Origin of the sequence: Enterococcus quebecensis (genome assembly GCF_001730365.1) — a bacterium.
GTDB lineage: Bacteria > Bacillota > Bacilli > Lactobacillales > Enterococcaceae > Enterococcus_L > Enterococcus_L quebecensis.
Map to the genome: position 1 here is coordinate 127867 of NZ_MIKB01000013.1, position 22462 is coordinate 150328.

The following is a 22462-nucleotide window of genomic DNA, read 5'->3' on the forward strand; positions in this document are numbered from 1 at the left end:
CTAAACTCTATACTTTAATTGTACCACCAAATCCATTTTTAGGAGGAAATAATTATGAAGTATACAGCAATTACAGGAGCCAGTTCAGGGATTGGTCTAGAAACAGCCAAAGCATTTAGCAAAATGGGGAAAAACCTTATATTGATTGCTCGACGAGAGGATCGGCTTACTACTTTAAAAGAAGAAATTTTATCTGAGCATCCTAACAGAGATATTATCATCAAGACAACCGATTTGTCACAACGTGAAACTGTTTTAGCTATGTATAATGATCTAAAAATTTATGATATTGAGACTTGGATTAACAATGCTGGGTTTGGTTATTATCATTCTGTTTCTGATCAAGACTTAGCTAAAGTAAGCCAAATGCTTCAGTTAAACATTGAAGCCCTGACCTTATTATCAACTCTTTATGTTACTGATTACCAAAACAAAGACCAGACTCAGTTAATTAATGTTTCTTCTGCAGGCGGTTATAAGAATGTCCCCAACGCAGCAACCTATTGCGCCAGTAAATTTTACGTGAGTGCTTTTACTGAAGGCATTGCTCTAGAATTACAAGCCAAAGGTGCATCTTTAAAAGCCAAAATTTTAGCTCCAGCTGCAACTGAAACAGAATTTGCCCAAATCGCCAACGGTTCCACTTCTTACGATTATAATAAGGGATTTTCTACATTTCACACAGCTAAACAAATGGCGCAATTTCTTATAGAACTTTATCTAAGCCAAGATGTTGTTGGACTTGTTGATCGAAATACATTTGAGTTTAATTTATCAGGTCCACGCTTCGACCATTATGAAACGGGTATAAAAAATTTGTAATTTATTTACACTAAAAAACTTGCCTGACAGAAATAGTCTATCAGGCAAGTTTTTTCTTCTTTTATTCTTCTGTATCTAGCAAGTACTTACCAACTAAGGCTGCAAGGAGACCGCCGATCAGCGGAGCTACAATGAATACCCAAACTTGTGATAAAGCCTCGCCACCAACAAAGATTGCTGGTGCTAAACTTCTAGCTGGATTGACTGATGTACCAGTTAGCGGAATCCCAACTAAATGAACCATTGTCAATGTTAAACCAATCACAACTCCGGCAAGTTTTGCGTTGCCTTTTTTAGCACTTGTTACAGTCATGATAACCAAAACGAAAATAAATGTTAAAATAATTTCTACTGTTAAGGCACCTACCGCACTCAAATCACCAAAAGCATTTTGACCTAAGTTTATTGTTTCTTTTCCAGATGCGTTCAAAATAGACAACAAAGCAAATGAAGCGATCAAACCACCAACGATTTGTCCAACAATGTAATAGATCAACTCCATTGTTGATATACGTTTATTAACCCACATACCTAATGATACTGCTGGATTTAAGTGAGCACCAGACACTGTACCAATACTATACGCAGCCGCAATAATCGTTAAGCCAAATGCTAATGCAATCCCTGTTGTACCAATACCTTCCATCCCATTTCCTAAAACAGCGGTTGCTGTACCAAAGAAAACTAAGATAAATGTTCCAAGACATTCTGCAATTGCTTTTTTCATAATTTTTTCTCCCTTCAATTTAACATTTCAATAGATTACCATAGTCTCGAAAATTTTCATGATAGTTTCAACTAAAATTAAAAGAAAATTTAATGAGTAATATCTCAATCTAATTGATACATTTAATCATAAAAGCAAACGAAAAAAAATACCAACAAAAGACATCGAAATAATGTACATTTGTTGGTATTCAAAAATTAATCTAAAAGCTGGATACCTACACCTAGAAGACCCGGACCAGTATGAACTACTAGTGCTGGACTTATTGTACCCAAATAAATTTTTTCAGCTTGGGGAAATTGTTCCTTCAGCTTTTCATAAAACGCTTCTGCTTCTTCTACTGCTTGCCCTTGAGCGACAGCTAAAACAAATTTCTTATGATCGCCAACAAATGCTTTAACTAAATCAAACGTCTTATCTAAACTTTTCTTTCTGCCTCGAGCTTTGGCCACCGTATGATAAACGCCCTCTCCATTACAAGAAATAATTGGATTTAACTTCAATGCATTTCCTAAAATAGAAGCAACTAATCCGATCCGTCCGCCTTTTTGTAAATACTCCAGAGTAGCAACATTGAAAAATACTTTTGCTTTAGTCACATTGCTAGTCAATTTTGTTTTGATTTCATCCCAAGAAAGACCTGCTTCTATTAATTTAGCTCCTTCAATTGCTTGAAGACCACTACCGATTCCAATACTTTTTGTGTCTAAAACAAATGTCTCTAATCCTTCAAATTCTTCTGAAATTAACCGTACAACATTATACGTTCCACTTAACCCACTTGAAATCGTCACAGCTAGAACTTTTTCGTAACCGTCTGCTTTGATTTTATCAAAAATCTTTGTGATCGTTTCACCATCTGGTAAAGAAGTACTAGGAATTTCTATAGGTAAGCGCTCATAGACTTCTTCTGGCGTAATATCCACTTTATCTGTATAAATACGATCTTTATAAATAATCTGTAAAGGAATCATATACATCCCGTATTGTTCAACTAATTCTTGAGGGACATCTGTTCCTGAATCAACTAATAAGGCGATTTTCTCTTTATTCATGCTCTTGTTCTCCATTTTCTTCTAAATATTTTTGTTCCAACTCAATGACTTTTTCAGTAAATAATTTTGTTGCAAAGGACAGTGTGGCACCTTTTACTACCATAAACTCGACAGAAATCGAATGGTCAAAAGCAGCAATCGGCTCTTTTCCCATTGCTTGTGAAACAACTACTGCTAATGCAGCTTCTTGTTCATCACAAAACAGGTTATACGCTTCACGAATACCAACCGCTGCACCTTGAAAAATAATTCCTTGTTTGATTTCTGGTATAGTTAATACTTGCTTCAACATTGTAATGGCTATTAAAAAAGCTAAATGCTTTTGATTGTAACGTTTTTTCTTTGGTGCTGGAATCAATCCTAATTTCACATAATTATTGACCATAGATGATGTTAGTAATGTATGCTTTTCCTTAGGAATAACTGGAGACAAATAACGTTCAACTAAGGTGATCACTTGATCCATATATAACTCTATTTCAGGTAATTCATGCCACCTAGGCAAATGAACATTTACAAGTTCTTCTCCCCAAACTCGCAAAGAGGATTTTATTTCATTCACAAGACCCCTCCTTCTACTTACAAAAACAGTTTAACATTTTTTTGAAAAACATTCAATCTAGTTTTTAAAACTAGATTAGAATTAGAAAGAAGACCAGAAACAACTCTTAGAGTTCTGCTTCTAGCCACTTAACTATATTCTATAATTTTTTCAATTCTCGTTTCCCAGCAACAATTCCGATAAAAAAGAATAGCTCCAATAAAACAAAGAATAAAATAAAGCAATGCATAAAAAATTCTTCTGGTAATACATTAATAATAGGGTCTGTTACAGGATCAAATAACCAATCATCATTATTAAAAAATAATCCATGAAATGCTACAAAAAACTGATCAAAACCAATAGCCATCAAGACACCAAAGAATACTGGAATGATCATTCCCCATTGAAATGGACGAATCAAACGCCAGATTCTTTTCGTTTTAATCAGTCGAAAAATAAAGATTCCACTTGGAATGATTGTCAAAGCCAACACGCCATAACAAAGTAAAAATAGTCGTTTTACTTCATAAAAATGAAACGCTCCGCTCTCAGAAACTGGAAAATCGGATAGTTTCAACGTGTGATTAAAGGGATTATTTAAATAAGCCATCAATTGATCAAAGTTTTTTAAAAGAGTTGATTTATCCATTGACATATAATCTAAAATCTTCAACGAATCAATATCAATCACATACAACAACCGAAAATTAATGGTTATTGTAATGGCTAAAGAGATAATCGTCAAAATCAAACACAAAATCCCTGCTCTTTCAAACCAAATCCAACTTCTTTCTTTTGTTTTCATATCAAAAATCCCATTCATCTAAAGACTCAACAATATATGTTGGTTTTTCAGGTAAGCTTTCAACTGCTGATTTTGAGGTAAATCCAGACAAAACAAGTAAACTGTCAATGCCATTTTTAAGGCCCGACTGAATATCAGTTTCATAGTTGTCACCGACCATGATAACAGACTCCTTATCTAGGTTCATGACTTTTAGCGCCTCATTCATGATAATGTCATTTGGTTTGCCGATCATGATGGGGTCTTGTTGTGTTGCCGTTTGAACTAAAGAAACAAATGATCCTGCCCCTGGCAACAATCCTCGTTCAGTCGGAATGCTTTTATCAGGATTTGTGCCAATAAATGTTGCGCCATTTCTGATGCACAATGCTGCTGTTGCAAATTTTTCATAATGGATATCCGTATCCAATCCGACAACCACATAATCCGGTTGTTCTTCATCCCATTCAAAACCAGCGGATAAAATCAAATCCACAAGCCCTGACTCACCGATCACAAAAACGCGATTGCCTTTACCTTGTTCTTTCATATAATCGATTGTCGCTAAACTGGCTGTATAAACAGTTTTAGCAGACACATGAATATCAAATTCTTGCGCTAACCGATTAGCAACAGCTTCAGGAGTTTTAGTTGTATTATTGGTCACAAAGAGAAAAGGCAGCTTTAGTTCTTGCAAACGTTCTACAAATCGTTTTCCTGCTGGAATAACTTCTTTGCCTAAATAAATTGTGCCATCTAGATCAATTAAATATCCTTGATAATCCTTTTTCACAGATGATTACTCCTCACGTTGACGAATAGTAAATGAACGTCCTTGACTGGCGCCATTATCTTTTTTACCAATGACTGGTTTTTTCGTCTCATTCTCTTTACGGTTTTTAATCACTGGTTTGGGTTTATTCGTTACTGGAACACGTTTTTCTTCTGTATGAGCTTGAGTTTGATTCACTGGCTTTTTATTTGTTTTCTTACGGCGTGGTTGCGGTTTTTCGCGTTTTCCGCCAACTCGTTCGATTACAAAATAAGCACAGCCAAAATTACAATACTCATATAAGTAATCTTCCAGTGTGTCGATTCTTTGTTCTGGGGAAGCTTTGCGATTTGATTCATTGAAGAATCCTTTTAAACGAAGTTGGTCATATCCCCAATCACCAACAATATAATCATATCTTGAAAGAACATCACTAAAGCGTTCTCCTAATCTTTCTGCATCAAAGGCTTCCCGATGATTCTTCACTAAAAGATACTGACGTTCGCCAATTGTCACATGAGTATCATCAACAATTGTGACGATTTCACCTTTTTTCTTTTCTTTGACAGGTTCTTCTTTTATTTCTTCAAGGACAGCAGTTATTTCTTCTGTTAAAGTAGCTGCTGGCTCTTCTTTATGTTTAGTTGATTTATTAGATTTGTATGGTTTTTTTACTTTGTCTGTCATTTTTTCACCGCCTAGATTTTATTATACCTTGTTTTTATAGGATTGGGTAGTGGGCGCTTAAGTAGTTTCCTAAAACTGTTCGAATAAATTCTGGAAAAATAAATTCTACCTCACCTGCTAGCTCAATTGTTGGAAAAAATGGAATGAACATGAAATGATCAACCGTAGTAAATGTATATTTCTGCTCTAAATTGATGGGTTGATTATGCCAAAGAACTTGTTTTTTTAGTTTATCATAGGCCAATCCATCATAGTAAAGTTCACCAAAAATCTTACCGCGAAATCCCATCCCAGTAATTGGAAACTTACGTAAATAATCACGATTTTTTTCCATCTCTCGAATCATCCGAATCAATTCACTTCCCACTAAGGTTACCCGAATAAGATGCATAGGATGAGGCAAGGTCTCGTGCAGTTGATCTTCATCAACAATCCCTTTGGGAACATCTGTCAAAAATAAGCCATTATTTAAAATTGCAGCTTCTGTCTGACCTTTTTCTTTCAACGCCTTTAAAGTCGTTACAATCAACGACTGCTGCTCATTTAAATCAACCGACAACTTATAAGGTAGCTTTGCAATTTGTTTTTTCTTTAGCAGTTCATGTCCCAAAGCCAGATAATCCTGGGTTTCTCTTTGATCTCCTGACAAAGCAGGTAGATCGGTGGTAGGTACTGCTTTAGCTTCACTATAAATAATTTTTCCATTGGCAACCGTTAAGTGAACTTCTCCAATATAATGACCGAATTTACCCGCAGCAGATAATTGAGTCCCATTAATTTTCTCTCCATGTTTGAATACGTGATGCGTGTGTGATCCTAGTAATACATTGATTTCTGGATACTCATTTGCAATTTTAAGATCCTCGTCAATGCCTAAATGGCTCATTAGAATTACGAGATCACATTGAGCTTGAACGTCTCTGATCAAGTGCGGCAACGTGTCTTTTGTTGAGCGAATAGACCAACCATTTGGCTCATAAGTTAAGGGAAATGGTGCCGTTAAAGCAATCAACCCAATGTTTGTTTTGTCTTTTGTTTCTATGATTCTATAAGGTTTTGTCCAATCAGGTGCTTGACCTGTATTTAAATCAAATAAGTTACCCAACAAGACATCAAAATTCCGATGATCATATAGATGATTCAACTGTTCTTTGGAATTACCGATCCCTTCATTATTGCCAATCGTTGCAGCATCGTATCCTACTTCATTCATCAACGCTATATTGGCCTGTCCATCTGTTGCTTCTGTCAGAGGATGCCATCGATCAATGAAATCTCCAAGGTCAAGTACTATAACTGTTTTTCCTTCATTTTTGTATTTTTCTTTTTGATTAATCAAATATCGTCTGATTTTGGGCCAATTTTCCAAATGTGAATGTAAATCGTTTGTATGTAAAATTACGATTTCTTCCATTTATATCGCCCCCAATTTTAGTATATAAAAATATAGTACCATACTTCCAGATGAAGTATAATAAACTAACCGCTAAAAAAAGGAGAAAAGCATGAAAATTAATGTACCTTTCGGATCTATTTGGTTAGACGCTGATAATCAAGGCTTAACGACCGTTTCTTTTGTTGAACTTAACGATCATCAGACAAATCAGTTTACCGAGCAAGCTGCTAAAGAGTTAACGGAGTATTTTTCGGGTAAGCGAACGACCTTTTCTGTCCCTTTATCCATTAAAACTGGTACAACCTTCCAGAAAAAAGTTTGGGATGCACTGTATCTGATTCCCTACGGAGAAACGCGTAGTTATTTAGACATCGCACATGCCGTGGATTCACCTAAAGCTGTTCGAGCAATTGGTCAAGCAAATAGTAAAAACCCCATTCCCATCATCATCCCTTGCCACCGAGTAATTGGCAAAAACGGCAAATTAACTGGTTATTTGGGTAGTTCTGAGCAGGATGGTCTTAGTATAAAAAAATTCCTCTTACAAGTGGAAAATAAATTCTAGATTCTAAAAGTTCCACCTTTTTTAATAGCTTCAAAAAAAGAATGGGCAACAAAACGGTAATCGTTCTGTTAGCCCATTCTTTTTCGTTGTTGATGTGTAACTGGAATGAAAATTCTCTTAAAATTTATTCGTTATTGTCCTTATTTTCTTCACTATCTTTGCCACGGTATTTTTCTAAATATTGTTCTTTTGTCATGACATCGTCCACATTCATATTAAACTCGATAAGATCTAATCCTGTCATATGATGAATGGCTTCTTTTACTCTTTCAACTGTTTGATCAAAGACATTGGACACGGTAACATCATATTCACAAATCACTGATACATCTACAGCCACTTGTTTTGTCCCAACCTCCACATCAATACCTTTCGTGATATCTTCATTATCTCTAAAACGATCTGCAAAATCAGTAAAAAGATTGCCACTTAACCCTAAAATGCCCTCAACATCTGAAATAATGACCCCTACAATTTTTTTGATAACCACATCACTAAACGTCAGTTTGGTTTTTAAACCTTCTGCATTACTTTGTACATCTTCTACCAATTGCACTCACTCCTTTAAAATAGTTTTTAAATTCCTATCATAGATCTTAATGAATCTACCAAGGAATAAAAATCCAAGTCTTCGTCACGCATTTTTCCGATGGTATAACCTACCGCTGCAAAAATCAATAAAACAAGTGTTTTTCCCAAACCAATAAGTAATAAAAGTAAGGCTAATAGAAAAAACAGAGTTGTCCAAATAATTCGGAAGCGATAAGGTTTAAGCAATTCAACCCATCGTTCTTTTTGTTCTTGTTTCATTACTTTCCCCTCCTATATTACCCGTGATTTTTTCTTGTTGAATGTCGCAGACGCTTTCTGATCTTTTTCATTTAAACGAACGGTTACATGACTATCAATTGATTCCAAAGCTTCAGATAGTACTTTTTGTATCTCTACTTTAATCTCTTCTCCCATTGGTTGGTAACGTTCTTTACTACGAACATCGAGCTTGAGATCGACAGCCACTTTTTCTTTTCCTTTGATTTTGACTGTCATTTTTGTTTTATCTGGATGGATACTTTTACTGTACGCCTCTTCTACCAACTGCTTTACCGTACTTTTGGGTATTTCAATTCGATTTTTCCCTTCCTTCACAACTAAGCGTTTTCTTTGACCAGAAACAGAAAGAACGACCACCAAACTGAGAAATAAAAGCACCCCTAGTATAAGTAAAATGCCTTCAAAGAAAGAGAATAGCCATGAATAGCTATAAAGAAGTGAGTCTACTTCATAGGATACCCAAGGGATGTCAATCATTTGACTTAATAAACCTATAGTCCCTACAAATAACAGGAGTATGATTAGTGCAAAAATTATTTTTAACAATCGTTTCATAAACTTCCCTCCTTTAAAGACTCGTTGTTTTACCGTTAATCAAATTGTAACGCCTAAAAAAAAGTATTACAAAAGATACGAATTGTCTTTTTTAGATGATCATTCCTCTTTAGAAGACAGCAAAAAAGATCAATCCTCTCTCATCCAGTTTAATTACTTACTGAATCACAGATGATTGATCAATTAATTGTTCATTTTATATGCTAAAAATGGCCATTCTTATACTACTACTCATCAAGGTACTCTTCTTTAGAAAATTCCGTATCTTCATACTCGCCGCTATCACCATAGAACTGATTGTAACGTTGTTTAAACTTACGAAAAATATAGGTAACTAAAACCTTAGCGATAGCATAAATTGGAATCCCAAATATAAAGCCAAACATCCCTAATAAATCTCCCATGACCAATAACACAATGATAATCGTCAATGGATGAACAACAAGCCGTTTGCCCATGACTTGGGGAGCAATTAAATGTCCATTTAGCATTTGAACAAGCATCCAAACAATCGTCATTTTAATAAACATCCCAAATGACGCCATCAACGCAACAATAGCTGCTGGTATGAATGCTATAACTGGTCCAATATAAGGAATAACTGCTGTCACTCCCACAATAATGGACAACGTTCCAGAATAAGGCATTTGAACAATCCAAAATCCAATAAACGTTAAAACACCAATCGCAATTGACACTAAAATTTGTCCTTTTAAATAAGCTCCCACCTGACTACTCATTGTTGCCCCAATCTCTTTGGCGTCATCTCTAAAACGTGGTGGTATGATCTGTAAAATAAAAGAGAAAAACTTCTGATCATCTTTTAATAGGAAAAAAGTAATGATTGGTGCTGTTACCATCACTAAAGCAAAGCCTGTTAATGTAGTAAACACCGTGGACGCACCTTCCACTGCTTTACTGAAGTAACTGCCAATCCCATCAGATACATTATCAAACCATTTTTGAACTCCTGCTAACGCATTAGCCAAAGGTTTCTCCAAAGCTGAATTATGGAAAAAATCAGTAATCATCTTATTTAAATCAACCATATACTGGGGAAAACTCTTGATTAATCCATCTACTTGTTTTTGTAAAATCGGAACCACAAGTATAATCCCTACAACTATCAATGTAACAAGAATCATAAAAATAGCTGAAACACTGTACACTCGTTTAACTTTATACTTTTCTAGCCAATTAACCAACGGATTAAACAAGTAATACAAGATCAGTGCTAAAATTGTCGGACCAATAATCGTTTTAAAAACAACACCAATTGGACCAAATATAAAACCAACCTGATGAAAAACAAAAATCACTGCCCCCAATAACAATAATGCAACCAGTGTGAATAGTAAATTTTTTCCACCTAGAAATTTAATCCATCTTGTTTCTTGTTTTTTTTCCATCTTCTTCCCTCCTTAAATTAAACGTATAATAGACTCGTTTAGCCTCGTAAAAAAACAAAATATGTTTGTAATGCTTTTTGTCACAGGTAGTTTTTATCTTTTTCCAGAGATCTTCAATCCTTCAAACTAGATATCATCACTTCATTTATTGTAACAAAAAATCAACATCGATAAAAAAATAATCTCTTTCTGTTTTTACTTGTAAAAAAAGATCACCTAGTCGTTACTAACTAACTGACTGAGTGATCTTTTTATATCTTAATTCGCTGCTTTACGTCCTTTACGCTGTGTTGCTTCCATAATCACTGGAAGAATTACTGGACGGCGTTTTGTTTGTTCAAACAAGTAACGGCTAAGCTGTTCACGAATGTCTTGTTTTAATTTACTCCACTCAAAATCGCTGCTTTCAAGATGTTTCTCAACGATCTCAGTCACGATATTGCTGCTTTCTTTCATCAAGTCTTTACTTGTTTTTACATAAACAAACCCTCTTGATGTAATTTTAGCAGGTGAAACGATACGTTTTTCACGACGGTTGATTGTTACTACTGCTACAAAAATACCATCTTCAGATAAAATACGACGATCTCGAAGGACGATATTACCAATATCTCCAACACCAATTCCATCGATCATGATATTATCAGCCGTTGTGCTGCCAGCAACCGTCATTTTTTGTTTGCTGTATTCAAGAATATCACCGCGACCAGTAATGAAAATATTTTTGTAAGGTATGCCTAGTTCGTGAGCCAAATCAGCATGAGCTGCTAATTGACGATACTCGCCTTGGACAGGAATAAAATATTTTGGTTTGATCAAGTTTAACATTAATTGTAGATCATTTGGACTTCCATGTCCTGAAACTCGCATATTATCGGAAATCTGTTTAACTACACCACCTGCACGATAGACGATGTCTTCTGTTTTTGCTACAGCTGTTTCCATCGCAGTTGTTGGTGTTGTTGTGATATAAACCAGGTCGCCTTCTTTAATTTTGATGACACGATGTGTGCCATTCGCCATTTTTTGTAAGGACTTGATTGGTTCACCCATGGTTCCTGTTTCTAAAACAATTAATTGTTCTGGTTGATATTTTTTCATATCTTTCACACTAACAATCAAATCTTCACTTGGTAATTTTAATTTATCCAACTTAATGGCTGTATTGATGATTCTTTGGAAATCTTGACCTGTTAAAACAATTTTCCGATCAGATCGATGGGCAGCGTCCAAGACTTGTTGAACACGTTGTAAATTACTTGCCACACAAGCCACGATAATTCTACCTTCCCAATAACGAATCGTATCAAATACTTCATCAGCAATTTGAAGTTCGGAAACAACTTGAGCTGGATTTTCAGCATTAGAAGAATCACTCAATAAAGTTAAAACCCCTTCTCTGCCAATCTCAGCTAAACGACCAAAATCTGTTTGATACATAGGAATTGCACTTTGATCAAACTTGAAATCCCCTGTATAAACAATATTGCCTTCCTTGGTTTTTAAATTGACTCCGATAGAATCAGGAATCGTATGTGTGGTTCTGAAAAAACTAATTGTTGCATTAGCAAAGTCAATTTCTGTATGAGCATCGACTACATGAAAATCATTGAAATCTTTAGATGCTGCATGATCTCCTACATTTAATTTTGCTAACTCAATTGTTAATTCAGTACCGAATACTGGTACATGAACTTTAGATAAAAGATATGGTAACGCTCCGATCGCATCGGCATGACCATGTGTTAAGAAAACTCCTGCAACACGGTCAATATTTTCCTCCAAATACGTAAAATCGGGAATTACTACATCAATCCCTAATAGTTCATTTTCTGGATATTTTAATCCACAATCCAGTACAAAAATTTCATCTTCCACTTCTGCGATATACATATTTTTACCATTTTCACGAACGCCGCCTAAGGGAACGATTTTTATTGTACTCACTAGTTTCACCTCTCTATATTCTCATACCGAATCAAAGATCCAGTATGCTTAAAATTTTCGCCTTTTCTTCAGAAGTACATGATACAAGAGGTAAACGTAATTCGCCAACCGATATGCCTAGATGATTCAACACAGCTTTGACAGGTGCCGGAGACGGCACTGAAAACAATGCATTCATTTTAGGTAGTAATTGACGCTGAATACTTGCTGCTTTTTTGATTTCACCTTGATCAAGTGCCTTAAACATATCGTGCATATCAGTTCCAAATACATGACTGGCAACTGACATAACCCCTTGTCCTCCTATAGCTTTATTTGAAAAAGCTAAGGAATCTTCTCCAGTATACACTAAAAAGTCTTTTGGCGCCTTTTCTACCAACTCAGTTAGTGCATCTAAACCAAAACATTCTTTTATGGCAATGATATTATCCAGTTCAGCTAACCGTAAACTTGTTGATACATCAAGACTTGCCACGGTTCTTCCTGGTACATTATATAAAATAATCGGCAAATCACTTGCCTCAGCAATTGCTTTAAAATGTTGATACAAACCTTCTTGATTTGGTTTATTGTAATAAGGAACAACTGCTAATCCTGCATCAATTCCTCTAATTGCTGAAATTTCCTTCACAAATTCAACAGAATCTCGTGTATCATTGGTTCCTACACCACAGATGATCGGCACTCGTCCGTCGACTAAGCGAATCACCTCATTGAACAACTCGATTTCTTCATCATGAGTCAATGTAGGTGACTCTCCCGTTGTTCCCGCTAAAATAATCCCTTCAGTATGATTATCAAGCAAATGTTTCACTAGTTGAGGCAACTTAGCAAAATCAATTGCGCCACTTTCATTAAAAGGTGTGACCATTGCTGTGATAATCGTTGCATTTTCTAAAATCATACTTACTACCTCCTAATTTTAAAAGCATAGCAAGCTCGTTCAGTTTCGACTGAAAAATAGGAAAATATGTTTGTGGCTCCCTATTTTATCTTTTTCCCGAAGAGCTAGTCTGCGTAGCTAAATATCGTATCAGTAACAACCTTACACTTCTCGTCTACTTTTTGACATCAGTTCATTCGATTAACTATGTTTCAAAGTAACCAAGTCCATCTCATGTAATTTTTCCGCAATTTGAACGGAATTCCAAGCTGCACCTTTTAATAGGTTATCTGAAACAACCCACATATGATACCCTTTGTCGATGTCGACATCTTGACGAATTCTCCCGACAAACGTCTCTTTACGATCAATACTTGTTAAAGCTTGAGGGTAAAGTTGTTGACTTGGATCATCTTGTAAAACTGCCCCTGGAGCATCTGCGATCAATTGTTTTATTTTGCTGACATCAGAACCATCTTCTTTAACTTCAATATAAATTGATTCAGAATGACCAGATAAAACAGGAATCCGCACACACGTTGCAACGACTTTAATGCTGTCGTCTTCCATGATTTTTTTAGTTTCATTGATCATTTTCCACTCTTCATAAGTGTAATCAGCATCTGAAAATACATCGATTTGCGGTAATGCATTGAATGCAATTGGAAAATGTTTCTTGTCTCCACCGCAAGGTAAAATATCCGCTTCTAACTCTTCAGCAGGCGTACCGTTTATATAAGCTAAAGCTTGTGATTTCAGCTCTTCCATAGCATTGATCCCAGCGCCGCTGACTGCTTGATAAGTTGAAACAATCAAACGATCTAACCCGTATACTTTACGAATCGGTTCAAGAGCCACCATCATTTGAATCGTTGAACAGTTTGGATTTGCGATGATTCCTTTATGACGCCTTAAGGCCTCTGGATTAACTTCTGGAACTACTAATGGAACCTCTGGATCCATTCTGTAATGACTTGTATTATCAACCACAACAGCCCCACGTTTGACCGCTTCTGGTGCAAATTGTTTTGAGATGCTTCCGCCAGCGCTAAATAACGCAATATCAACACCATCAAAAGATTCAGGCACAAGCTCTTGGATTATAAGGGTTTGTCCTTTAAACGTTACTTCTTTTCCCGCAGAACGTTTTGAAGCTAAAAGTTTTACCTGATTTATTGGTAATGATGTCTCTTCCAACATCTCAATCATTTTTGTGCCAACAGCACCCGTTGCGCCTACCACGGCAACATTATACATTTTTTTCATACTTATTAATCTCCTCTCAAATTCCTGAAGAAAGTTGCTTTTTCTATTTTACCATAATATTGGCTTTTACTACATAGGAAGTAAAACGATTTTTCATCAAAATAAAAGATAACATGTTTCAAATGATTCTTTAATGTCGTTCTTATGATCTATGCAACTTAGTCGACTAATTGTTTTTACAGTTTTATACTAGCCTAGCAACTTATTTTAGCTAGCTTCATTGGAAGGATGATTAAATGTACACCGTAGCAGATTATTTGCTAGACCGTTTAAAAGAAGTAGGGATCGATGATATTTTTGGCGTTCCTGGAGATTATAATTTGAAGTTTTTAGACCATATTACCGCTCGAAATGATTTAAACTGGATCGGTAATGCTAACGAGTTAAATGCTGCTTACATGGCAGATGGTTATGCCCGAACAAAAGGGGTTTCAGCTTTTGTCACAACTTTTGGCGTTGGTGAATTAAGTGCGATCAATGGATTAGCGGGAAGTTACGCAGAAAATGTGCCCGTCATTGAAATCGTCGGCTCACCAACAACAACTGTTCAAGAAGGCAAAAAGCTTGTTCATCATACATTAGGAGACGGTGACTTTTCACACTTTGAAAAGATGCATGAAAAAGTGACCGCTGCAATCGCTCACTTAACAGTCGAAAATGCTCTAACAGAAATTGATCGTGTATTGACAATCGCCATGACTCAAAAACGCCCTGTTTATCTTAATTTGCCGATTGATGTAGCAGAAATCAAAGTATCTAAACCCAATACACCTTTACTAACTGAACAAAAAGAGCTAACGAATACTGAATCAGAACTTTTAGACATCGTAGAAAAAGCTTTAACAAATTCAGTTAATCCAGTTATCATTGCGGGTCATGAAATTTTAAGTTACCATCTTGAAAAACATTTAGATAACTTTATTCAAAAATACAACCTTCCAGTAACAACTTTACCTTTTGGAAAAGGAGCCTTCAACGAAGAAGATCCGCATTATTTAGGCACTTATTCTGGTTCTCCTACAACAGAACCATTGAAAAGCCGAGTAGATGAAGCGGATTTAGTTCTGCTTTTAGGCGCAAAATTAACAGATTCAGCAACTTCTGGTTTTAGTTTTGGCTTTACAGATAAGCAAATCCTTTCTATTGGAAGTACAGAAATTTCCATTCATGGAGAAAAACAAGCGGGTATCCAACTAGATCGTTTTATCCCCGCACTAAAAACAATCAATTATTCTGGTTTTATTGGCGAAATCAACCCTCTAAAACGATTATCAAACGGAGAAAATACAACTGAAAAACTGACCCAAAAACATTTCTGGGAAATGGTTGAAACTTTCCTTATCCAAGGTGATACGGTGGTTGGTGAACAAGGAACTTCTTTCTTTGGGCTAACAAATGTTCCATTAAAAAAGGCGATGCATTTTATCGGTCAACCTTTATGGGGATCAATCGGTTACACCTTCCCTTCTGCCTTAGGTAGCCAAATGGCCAATAAAGCTAGCCGCCATCTATTATTTATCGGAGACGGTTCATTGCAATTAACGGTTCAAGAATTAGGAACTGCCTTACGTGAAGGACTAACTCCTATCGTTTTTGTCATTAATAACAATGGCTATACTGTAGAACGAGAAATTCATGGTGCCACAGAGCCATACAACGATATTCCAATGTGGGATTATCAACATCTGCCATTGGTATTTGGCGGGACCAAGGACAGTGTTGCAACATACAAAGTTACAACAGAAATTGAACTTGATAATGCCATGAAAGCTGCTAGAAAAGATACCCAACGATTACAATGGATCGAGGTTGTGATGGATCAAGAAGATGCACCTGACTTATTAAAAAAACTAGCCAAGAATTTTGCAAAACAAAATTCTTAGTATCTAAGAGGTTGTTACATTTCAACATCATTGGAATCTATTGACTTTAACAGGTGTTTTGTTATAGTTAAAAGCGACATTTACTTAATTTGAAGGAGTGAATTAGATGGCACGTGTTGAAAGTTTTGAATTAAATCACAATACAGTAAAGGCCCCTTATATTCGTTTAGCGGGTACTGAAAAAAATGGTGAAGCATTGATTGAAAAATACGACCTACGTTTCTTGCAACCAAATGAAGATGAATTGCCAACAGCTGCAGTTCATACATTAGAGCATTTACTAGCAGTAAACTTACGTGATCACTTAGAAGGAATCATTGATATTTCTCCAATGGGTTGCCGTACTGGATTTTATATGATTATGTGGAATGAACACTCACCAAAAGAAATTCGTGATGCCTTGGTTACGGTATTGAACTTTATCGTTGAGACTGATTTTGTTCCAGCCGTTTCAGCAAAAGAATGTGGGAATTATAAAGATCATTCTTTATTTTCAGCTCAGGAATATGCGAAGATTGTTTTAGAGAAAGGGATTAGTTTGGATCCTTTTGAGCGAGTGATGTAAAGACGATTTAATAAAAAACAAAAAACTAGTAGGTAAGAAGATGCTTCGATTCTTACTCTCTAGTTTTTATTTTTTTACCACCAAACTATTTAAAGTCACATATGTAAATTAAGCCACAATACTATTTCAATAGATTAAGGTGAAATTCATGTTAAGCAGTCTTGAACGCATTCATTTTCTAATTTTTTTATGCTATTATACTGATAATTGACCACAATGAGTTATGGAAGGAACTAGGAGTAAAATGAAAAAGTATCTATTCATATTATTAAGTCTTTTATTATTAGCTGGATGTTCATCTGCTAAAAGTGAAGAGAAAGAAGAGAAAAAAGAACCTGAAAAACCTTGGATCACATTTGACACAACCGATATTGAAGCAAATGAATACGGTAGTTTCACTTTAACTGGAACAGCTGAATCAAATTTCGATTTGAAATACAATAATCATAACCGTTCTATTTTTGTTAAAGACAACAAATTCAAAATAATGGCTCTGTATGACAAAAATTTTCCAGAAACGATTGATATGACATTTGTACCCTTTCCAGGTGCAAAAAACACCACATCTATCAAACAAACATTCACTTTAGACTACAGCAAATATATCGCAAAAAAAGAAGAAAAAGAACAACTTTCTCAAGATATCAAAGACAAGATGCCTACTCTTTTGGAAGAAATCGTGGCTGATTCTAATGGACAAATCATCAATATAAAACCTACCTTTGATAATTACCTGACCTTGAAGGTTACACTTCCACTTGATTTAAAGTATGGAAAAAACGGAGAAAAAAAACGAGCAATGGATACTTTAGGTCATGATATTCAGACGAAAACAGCTAGCATAGCAAAGAAGGTCCCTTATCTTACGTTTAGATATGATCAGACCAATGAATTGATTGGACACTCTCAACTTATGTTTAAAAATAGGTTTACATTAGTAGATAAAGACACTAACTAATAGAAAAAAAACTTCACGAACTCAGATAAGTTCGCAAAGCTACGTCACACGTAATTAAACCTTGGCACCTCAATCATCTGGTGGAAACCAAATCCATGTGGTCTATAAAGACAGCCTTGACTACCAGTACAAGTTGTCGGTAACTAGTACCAAAGAAAGTACGAGCATATTTACTGTAATCATATCTATTGAAAACGATGAGGGGTATGCCTGATCGTTTTTTATTTTCCTAATAATCTTGGCTTGCTTTTTTTCTTTTGCATCCCAATGTTAGTGTTAAATAGTTGTATTGTCTAAATTTTCACTGTTTTGCTCTTTTTCTTCCCTTAATTTCTTTTGCAATTCCTTGTCATAATTTCTCGCCACTGGAATTAGAAAGTTGATCACACCACATACTAACGCACCAATACCTGCAATCACAAACATTTTCTCCACACCAATTTTATCCGCTAACGGTCCTGCAAAAAGCAAACCCACTGGTCCTGTAACACTCATCAACGAATTCAACACACCAAGTACTCGTCCTAGAACATTCGGTTCATAACTTTGTTGAATCATCGCCATCAATAAAGTATTGAAATAAGGTGTTGCAAAACCTGCAATTAAATTTAGCCCCACAAAATAGATAAATCCTCTGTTTGTTGCCGGCAGCAAACCACTTAATCCAATTGTTACACCAATCACGAAATAAGCAAAAAAGATTAGATTCATACGATTTTTCCATTTTCCAAAAATCCCGATCACAGCACCACCTAGCAACATTCCCACAGAATAAATCACTTCGACCAGTCCGGCTTGGCCAACAGTTCCATTAAAGTAATTCATAGTCATCAGAGGATATAAACTAGCCGCAGGCATAAACAGCAACATAAAGATGGCTCCAACAATAGTGATATACCAAAGACCTTTATTTTCAAATAACTTGTTAAACCCGAACTTAGTATCTTCTAAAAGATGGATTGGCTCCCCTTCTGAGGTAATCTTTGGAATCGTGACTATAATTAATAGCCCAACACCTAAGAACGCCCCAAGAACATCCAACAAAATGAGGAAATTCATTGGAATCATAGAATAGAGCACTGCACCCATCGCTGGAGCAATTATAAAGTTAGCCGATTGAACCATACTAAATTGTCCATTGACCTTCGTCAACTCATCTTCTGGTACCATTGTAGGCAATATTGACTGGATCGTCGGCATTTGAAAAGTTTGTGCAATTGAACGAACCAATAATGAGATAAATACTAGCCACAATGGAAAATCGGATGAAATCGTTCCGACAATTGATAATATTAATGCGAAAATAGCCACAATGACATCTGTTACAATTAATAAGACCTTCTTATTCCAACGGTCAATAATAGGACCTGCAAACGGACTCAGCAGAACCATCGGCAGCATTCCCAAAAGCATGGCTAAGCTCAAAACAGTCGCTGAACCCGTTGTCTTTGTCAGATACCAAATAATAGAATACTGTACGGCCATACTTGTGATTCCCGATAAAAATTGTCCTGTCAAAAACAGGTAAAAATTTCTTTTCCATTGAGTAGGTTTAAATACAGTTGAATTTTTAGACATAAAAACACTCCTCGGCTGATTAATTATTATTCAATTTTAGTCATAATAATCCTTCCTAATTTTGAAGCGCTTGTCCAAAATCAGAAAAATTTATCTTTTTTTCAAACGGATCGAATCAATAGTTGCCTTCATCAGATAAATCATGTACTACTTCCTCTCTTTGTTATTTTCCTATAGGTTGATTTTAACTGACGTGTTCTTTTCAAACAAATAATTGATTTATTTTTTTTTAGCAATAATTAATTATGAAGATAATTACGTTTCTTACGCAAGATTTTAGCTAGTGTATTTGTCTCTCATTAACGATGAAAGCTCTGAATAGCTAACCTTCCCATACCCTCACCTCCTCATCTGAACAGTATAAAAAAATCTCCTGTAGCTTTCAAAAAATATCTTTTATTAACAAAATAAAAAAGAGCTAAAACAATGTACGTTTTAGCCCAGATCACTTATCTATCTCTACTTTAGAATAGTATTATTCAACGCCATTATTATGTTGGCTCATTCGTGACATCTTTGTAGGAATAAATAAATTAGGATTTATTTTAAGAAGTAATAGTAACACAACTGATGTTGCTATTGCTGTTGCAACGCCACTAACCCCGTTCATCACAAATGAAAACAGCCATGGATTCATCCCCCAAAGAGCAAAACTTCCCCAGAAAATAACCCCTGCGATAAAGTGCCAAAAGTAACGCATAAGTGTACCGAAAAATGACGCATAAATAATAATTCGACTACTTTTTACATACTCTTTATTTCGGACGGCTTGTTGTAGCTTATCACTGTACACTCCTGCAAAACCTGCAAAACCAAAAGCCAAAATATATTCAATGATCACTTGAATTGGCGTTAAATAGTAAACTTGGGCCGCTGGAAAATGGAGTAAGCCCCAAATAAATGCTGAAAAAAATCCTGCCTTCGCCCCTCTTCGTAATGCATAAAGAGTGATGGGGATCATTCCCAATGAAACCGAAAAACTACTGCCGATATTGGTTGGAATAAAAGACAAAACCATTGCGATCGCCGCAACGATCGTTCCTTCAATCCAAATTTGCAACTCTGCTTTTCTTTGCATACAAAAACTCCTCCTTGTAGAACGACCAATTCACAAAGGAGGAGTAAAAGTATCTATTTTACTCCATCACAATTCCTACGCTCGTATTAACGAACAGGTTCGAAGGGTTTAGAGTTGTACTCATTCTCAGCCAAGGCTCCCCTTTGTGATGGGTTCTATTTAATTTTTAGTTGTTCTCATTTTACTGACAACACTGGAATCGTAACATGATGATTGTTAAAAGTAAAGAAATAAATTTTTGGTTAATACTCGAATGCCCATCGTTTTGCTTATCTATTTAAGGTAAAATAAAAGGATAAAAGGAGGTGTATTATGAAAAAAAGTGTAAAGAAAGTTGCTTCTATTTTGATTATGGCACTATTTGGAGGAGTCATCGGTTATTCTGGCAGCTATCTGATTGGAAGTAATAGATTATCAATCTGGGATGCAGTAATTTTTCTGTTCGCATTGCTTGTTTCTTTTAATCTCCACGTTATTATCCACGAAGCAGGCCACGGTATTTTTGGGAAACTATCTGGCTATAAAATGGTTAGTTATCGGATTTTTTCATTTATGTGGATTTGGCAAAAAGATGGGAAGGTTGTGCTTCGACGTTTTAAAGTCCCAGGAACATTGGGACAATGTTTAATGGCACCACCTCCATATGTGAAAGGAAAATTCCCTTTTCGCCTATACTTACTAGGTGGCGTTCTAGCGAATTTAATTACTAGCAGTATTGTTGGTATGCTTTTTTTGCCTGATTCCATGATAGCTGCTGCCTTTTTTATTACAGGCATGTTTATTGTGATAACAAATGGCTTTCCTATAGGATTTAATGATGGTATGACTTTAAAAATTGCATCTTCTAGTGAAGAACAACAATATTTGCTCTATGTACAATTTGAAACAAACTACCAATTAAATCAGGGAAAAACATATCTTGACCTACCTGAAAATTTTTTTCAGGTAGCTACTACCAACACTAAACAAACCTATCTCAATGATTATCAATACTTTTTAAGACTCGCTCGTTTTTCAGAAAAACATGATTGGAGGCATTTAAATGATCAGATCGAAGCCTTGTGGGATCAACTGGACCTTTTACCACCTCCGTATCAAATTGAAGTGAAAAAAGAACTACTTTTTTCGCTTGCTATTACCAAACCAGAAGATGAACGTATTTCTCAATTGTGGTCTGACAAAAAAGTACAGCTTAGTTTGAAACAGCCCTTGATGGGAAATAAACGAATAAAGGCCTCTTATTACTACTTTATAGAACACGATCTTAAAAAGGCTTTGGAATACTTAAAGGTTGGGAAAAATTTAGTAGACAAAGCTCCCAATTCAGGTGATGCAAAAGCTGAAATGACCTTGAATGACTGGCTACAGGAACAAATTTTACTAGAATATGACGTTCAAACTAAATTATAAATAAAAAACAATGATAAAAAAGTAACACCTAGAAAATAAGAAAGAATTCACGAAAATTGTTCTTCCAATTTTCGTGAATTCTTTCTTATTTCGTGGAACTAAATACTTTGTTCAAATCTCTTTTTGTATAAGTTTTCTAATACTCACCTTTAATAACAAAAAACGAGCCGCGAATAGTTCCTGCCAACTTAGATTTTTGACGAGCAAATTTGAACTTTCCTTCAAATTCAACTGGGATTTCCATACCGTCAGAAAGTTTAAACCCTACTGCACGTTTCCCACCTTCTTCAAGTGTATACATCACATTGACAGCCAAACCATTTTCATAAAAAACATACGCCATCTTGATTCCATCCACTTCAAAGCTTGATACTTCTAATGGTTTATATGGGAATTTCATGTCTCGCTCAGCTAAAATCTCTTCAATCCAAGCTAAAGTTTCGGGAGCTTCACTTGTTGGCACCGTTACAAATTCATGTTTGTATTTATTCCAATAATAACGAGCTTCATTCGCACGTAAACCTGCCATTGCTTCGGCAACTGGAGAGCTTTCAAATCCAACTGTTGAAACGTTCTTGAAATCTACTTTATAAGACATTTGAACTCCTCTTTTCTTTTGATTTATGGTTATTATAAGTAATGATCTATTCATTGACAACTAAAGTGTATTTCGATTTTCTACAAAAAAAAAACACTTCTTTCATAACAACTAGAAAGGAGTGTCTATATGAACCTAAATTTTTTTCA

23 protein-coding genes and 1 riboswitch are annotated in these 22462 nt (G+C 35.5%); of the genes, 6 read left to right on the plus strand and 17 right to left on the minus strand.

The genetic code is table 11. The features are described from left to right. The first annotated feature begins 54 nt into the window (after window positions 1-54). A complete protein-coding gene (locus tag BCR23_RS06870) occupies window positions 55-822 on the plus strand; it encodes an SDR family NAD(P)-dependent oxidoreductase (protein WP_069634751.1) in 768 nt (255 codons plus the stop codon). Window positions 823-883: 61 nt separating this feature from the next. Here BCR23_RS06870 and BCR23_RS06875 read toward each other — a convergent pair whose 3' ends face one another. The 7 genes from BCR23_RS06875 to BCR23_RS06905 form a co-directional block, all read right to left on the minus strand. After that, complete coding sequence (locus tag BCR23_RS06875; RefSeq protein ID WP_083241907.1) at window positions 884-1549, minus strand: MIP family channel protein; 666 nt, start codon at window positions 1547-1549, stop codon at window positions 884-886. A 197-nt stretch (window positions 1550-1746) separates the two neighbouring features. Further along, complete coding sequence (locus BCR23_RS06880; protein WP_069634752.1) at window positions 1747-2604, minus strand: DegV family protein; 858 nt, start codon at window positions 2602-2604, stop codon at window positions 1747-1749. Beyond that, on the minus strand, window positions 2597-3166 hold the full coding sequence (locus tag BCR23_RS06885) for a DUF1836 domain-containing protein (RefSeq protein WP_069634753.1): 570 nt from the start codon (window positions 3164-3166) through the stop codon (window positions 2597-2599). Before BCR23_RS06885 ends, BCR23_RS06880 begins: the two co-directional genes overlap by 8 nt. Before the next feature lie 139 nt (window positions 3167-3305). Further along, a complete protein-coding gene (locus tag BCR23_RS06890) occupies window positions 3306-3953 on the minus strand; it encodes a TIGR01906 family membrane protein (protein WP_420809723.1) in 648 nt (215 codons plus the stop codon). 1 nt (window position 3954) lies between these two features. Continuing rightward, window positions 3955-4725: a TIGR01457 family HAD-type hydrolase gene (locus BCR23_RS06895; RefSeq protein WP_069634755.1), complete on the minus strand. Its 771-nt coding sequence runs from the start codon at window positions 4723-4725 to the stop codon at window positions 3955-3957. Between the two features lie 6 nt (window positions 4726-4731). Next, entirely contained in the window at window positions 4732-5391 is a 660-nt protein-coding gene (locus BCR23_RS06900) for a YutD family protein (RefSeq protein WP_069634756.1), read from the minus strand. Window positions 5392-5425: 34 nt separating this feature from the next. After that, the gene (locus BCR23_RS06905) at window positions 5426-6805 is read right to left on the minus strand and encodes a bifunctional metallophosphatase/5'-nucleotidase (protein ID WP_069634757.1); all 1380 of its coding nucleotides are present in this window, start codon (window positions 6803-6805) and stop codon (window positions 5426-5428) included. Between the two features lie 91 nt (window positions 6806-6896). On the opposite strand from BCR23_RS06905, the gene BCR23_RS06910 reads away from it, so the two are divergent. Further along, window positions 6897-7352 carry a methylated-DNA--[protein]-cysteine S-methyltransferase gene (locus tag BCR23_RS06910; protein WP_069634758.1) on the plus strand — a complete coding sequence of 152 codons (456 nt, stop codon included), beginning with the start codon at window positions 6897-6899 and terminating at the stop codon, window positions 7350-7352. A gap of 124 nt (window positions 7353-7476) precedes the next feature. Here BCR23_RS06910 and BCR23_RS06915 read toward each other — a convergent pair whose 3' ends face one another. The 7 genes from BCR23_RS06915 to BCR23_RS06945 form a co-directional block, all read right to left on the minus strand. Beyond that, a complete protein-coding gene (locus tag BCR23_RS06915) occupies window positions 7477-7902 on the minus strand; it encodes an Asp23/Gls24 family envelope stress response protein (RefSeq protein WP_069634759.1) in 426 nt (141 codons plus the stop codon). A 26-nt stretch (window positions 7903-7928) separates the two neighbouring features. Continuing rightward, window positions 7929-8162 carry a DUF2273 domain-containing protein gene (locus tag BCR23_RS06920; protein ID WP_069634760.1) on the minus strand — a complete coding sequence of 78 codons (234 nt, stop codon included), beginning with the start codon at window positions 8160-8162 and terminating at the stop codon, window positions 7929-7931. A 12-nt stretch (window positions 8163-8174) separates the two neighbouring features. Continuing rightward, a complete protein-coding gene (gene amaP, locus BCR23_RS06925; RefSeq protein WP_069634761.1) occupies window positions 8175-8738 on the minus strand; it encodes an alkaline shock response membrane anchor protein AmaP in 564 nt (187 codons plus the stop codon). A 227-nt stretch (window positions 8739-8965) separates the two neighbouring features. Continuing rightward, window positions 8966-10147, minus strand: coding sequence for an AI-2E family transporter (locus BCR23_RS06930; RefSeq protein WP_069634762.1), 1182 nt, complete (start codon window positions 10145-10147; stop codon window positions 8966-8968). 258 nt (window positions 10148-10405) lie between these two features. Beyond that, complete coding sequence (locus BCR23_RS06935) at window positions 10406-12094, minus strand: ribonuclease J (protein WP_069634763.1); 1689 nt, start codon at window positions 12092-12094, stop codon at window positions 10406-10408. 31 nt (window positions 12095-12125) lie between these two features. Beyond that, a complete protein-coding gene (dapA, locus tag BCR23_RS06940) occupies window positions 12126-12998 on the minus strand; it encodes a 4-hydroxy-tetrahydrodipicolinate synthase (RefSeq protein ID WP_069634764.1) in 873 nt (290 codons plus the stop codon). 180 nt (window positions 12999-13178) lie between these two features. Continuing rightward, on the minus strand, window positions 13179-14243 hold the full coding sequence (locus tag BCR23_RS06945; RefSeq protein WP_069634765.1) for an aspartate-semialdehyde dehydrogenase: 1065 nt from the start codon (window positions 14241-14243) through the stop codon (window positions 13179-13181). A gap of 236 nt (window positions 14244-14479) precedes the next feature. Here BCR23_RS06945 and BCR23_RS06950 point away from each other — a divergent pair, with 236 nt between their 5' ends. The 3 genes from BCR23_RS06950 to BCR23_RS06960 all read left to right on the plus strand — a co-directional run bounded on the left by BCR23_RS06950 (window position 14480) and on the right by BCR23_RS06960 (window position 17649). Next, window positions 14480-16126: an alpha-keto acid decarboxylase family protein gene (locus BCR23_RS06950; protein WP_069634766.1), complete on the plus strand. Its 1647-nt coding sequence runs from the start codon at window positions 14480-14482 to the stop codon at window positions 16124-16126. A 106-nt stretch (window positions 16127-16232) separates the two neighbouring features. Beyond that, window positions 16233-16691, plus strand: coding sequence for an S-ribosylhomocysteine lyase (locus tag BCR23_RS06955; RefSeq protein ID WP_069634767.1), 459 nt, complete (start codon window positions 16233-16235; stop codon window positions 16689-16691). 244 nt (window positions 16692-16935) lie between these two features. After that, window positions 16936-17649, plus strand: coding sequence for a lipoprotein (locus tag BCR23_RS06960; RefSeq protein ID WP_069634768.1), 714 nt, complete (start codon window positions 16936-16938; stop codon window positions 17647-17649). Window positions 17650-17925: 276 nt separating this feature from the next. On the opposite strand, the gene BCR23_RS06965 is transcribed toward BCR23_RS06960, so the two are convergent. Together BCR23_RS06965 and thiT are read right to left on the minus strand one after the other, a co-directional pair. Beyond that, window positions 17926-19227: an MFS transporter gene (locus tag BCR23_RS06965; protein WP_069634769.1), complete on the minus strand. Its 1302-nt coding sequence runs from the start codon at window positions 19225-19227 to the stop codon at window positions 17926-17928. A 475-nt stretch (window positions 19228-19702) separates the two neighbouring features. Next, window positions 19703-20305, minus strand: coding sequence for an energy-coupled thiamine transporter ThiT (gene thiT / locus BCR23_RS06970; protein WP_069634770.1), 603 nt, complete (start codon window positions 20303-20305; stop codon window positions 19703-19705). 55 nt (window positions 20306-20360) lie between these two features. Next, window positions 20361-20458, minus strand: a riboswitch (TPP riboswitch). 159 nt (window positions 20459-20617) lie between these two features. Between thiT and BCR23_RS06975 the strand changes: the two genes are divergently transcribed. Further along, window positions 20618-21715: a zinc metalloprotease gene (locus BCR23_RS06975; RefSeq protein ID WP_069634771.1), complete on the plus strand. Its 1098-nt coding sequence runs from the start codon at window positions 20618-20620 to the stop codon at window positions 21713-21715. Window positions 21716-21851: 136 nt separating this feature from the next. On the opposite strand, the gene BCR23_RS06980 is transcribed toward BCR23_RS06975, so the two are convergent. Then, the gene (locus BCR23_RS06980; protein ID WP_069634772.1) at window positions 21852-22313 is read right to left on the minus strand and encodes a phage tail protein; all 462 of its coding nucleotides are present in this window, start codon (window positions 22311-22313) and stop codon (window positions 21852-21854) included. Window positions 22314-22462: the final 149 nt, after the last annotated feature.

Coding starts and splice junctions, on each gene's coding strand:
- BCR23_RS06870 (WP_069634751.1), top strand. CDS start 55: ATGAAGTATACAGCAATTACAGGAGCCAGTTCAGGGATTGGTCTAGAA.
- BCR23_RS06875 (WP_083241907.1), bottom strand. CDS start 1,549: ATGAAAAAAGCAATTGCAGAATGTCTTGGAACATTTATCTTAGTTTTC.
- BCR23_RS06880 (WP_069634752.1), bottom strand. CDS start 2,604: ATGAATAAAGAGAAAATCGCCTTATTAGTTGATTCAGGAACAGATGTC.
- BCR23_RS06890 (WP_420809723.1), bottom strand. CDS start 3,953: ATGAAAACAAAAGAAAGAAGTTGGATTTGGTTTGAAAGAGCAGGGATT.
- BCR23_RS06900 (WP_069634756.1), bottom strand. CDS start 5,391: ATGACAGACAAAGTAAAAAAACCATACAAATCTAATAAATCAACTAAA.
- BCR23_RS06905 (WP_069634757.1), bottom strand. CDS start 6,805: ATGGAAGAAATCGTAATTTTACATACAAACGATTTACATTCACATTTG.
- BCR23_RS06910 (WP_069634758.1), top strand. CDS start 6,897: ATGAAAATTAATGTACCTTTCGGATCTATTTGGTTAGACGCTGATAAT.
- BCR23_RS06920 (WP_069634760.1), bottom strand. CDS start 8,162: ATGAAACAAGAACAAAAAGAACGATGGGTTGAATTGCTTAAACCTTAT.
- amaP (WP_069634761.1), bottom strand. CDS start 8,738: ATGAAACGATTGTTAAAAATAATTTTTGCACTAATCATACTCCTGTTA.
- BCR23_RS06930 (WP_069634762.1), bottom strand. CDS start 10,147: ATGGAAAAAAAACAAGAAACAAGATGGATTAAATTTCTAGGTGGAAAA.
- dapA (WP_069634764.1), bottom strand. CDS start 12,998: ATGATTTTAGAAAATGCAACGATTATCACAGCAATGGTCACACCTTTT.
- BCR23_RS06945 (WP_069634765.1), bottom strand. CDS start 14,243: ATGAAAAAAATGTATAATGTTGCCGTGGTAGGCGCAACGGGTGCTGTT.
- BCR23_RS06950 (WP_069634766.1), top strand. CDS start 14,480: ATGTACACCGTAGCAGATTATTTGCTAGACCGTTTAAAAGAAGTAGGG.
- BCR23_RS06955 (WP_069634767.1), top strand. CDS start 16,233: ATGGCACGTGTTGAAAGTTTTGAATTAAATCACAATACAGTAAAGGCC.
- BCR23_RS06960 (WP_069634768.1), top strand. CDS start 16,936: ATGAAAAAGTATCTATTCATATTATTAAGTCTTTTATTATTAGCTGGA.
- BCR23_RS06965 (WP_069634769.1), bottom strand. CDS start 19,227: ATGTCTAAAAATTCAACTGTATTTAAACCTACTCAATGGAAAAGAAAT.
- thiT (WP_069634770.1), bottom strand. CDS start 20,305: ATGCAAAGAAAAGCAGAGTTGCAAATTTGGATTGAAGGAACGATCGTT.
- BCR23_RS06975 (WP_069634771.1), top strand. CDS start 20,618: ATGAAAAAAAGTGTAAAGAAAGTTGCTTCTATTTTGATTATGGCACTA.
- BCR23_RS06980 (WP_069634772.1), bottom strand. CDS start 22,313: ATGTCTTATAAAGTAGATTTCAAGAACGTTTCAACAGTTGGATTTGAA.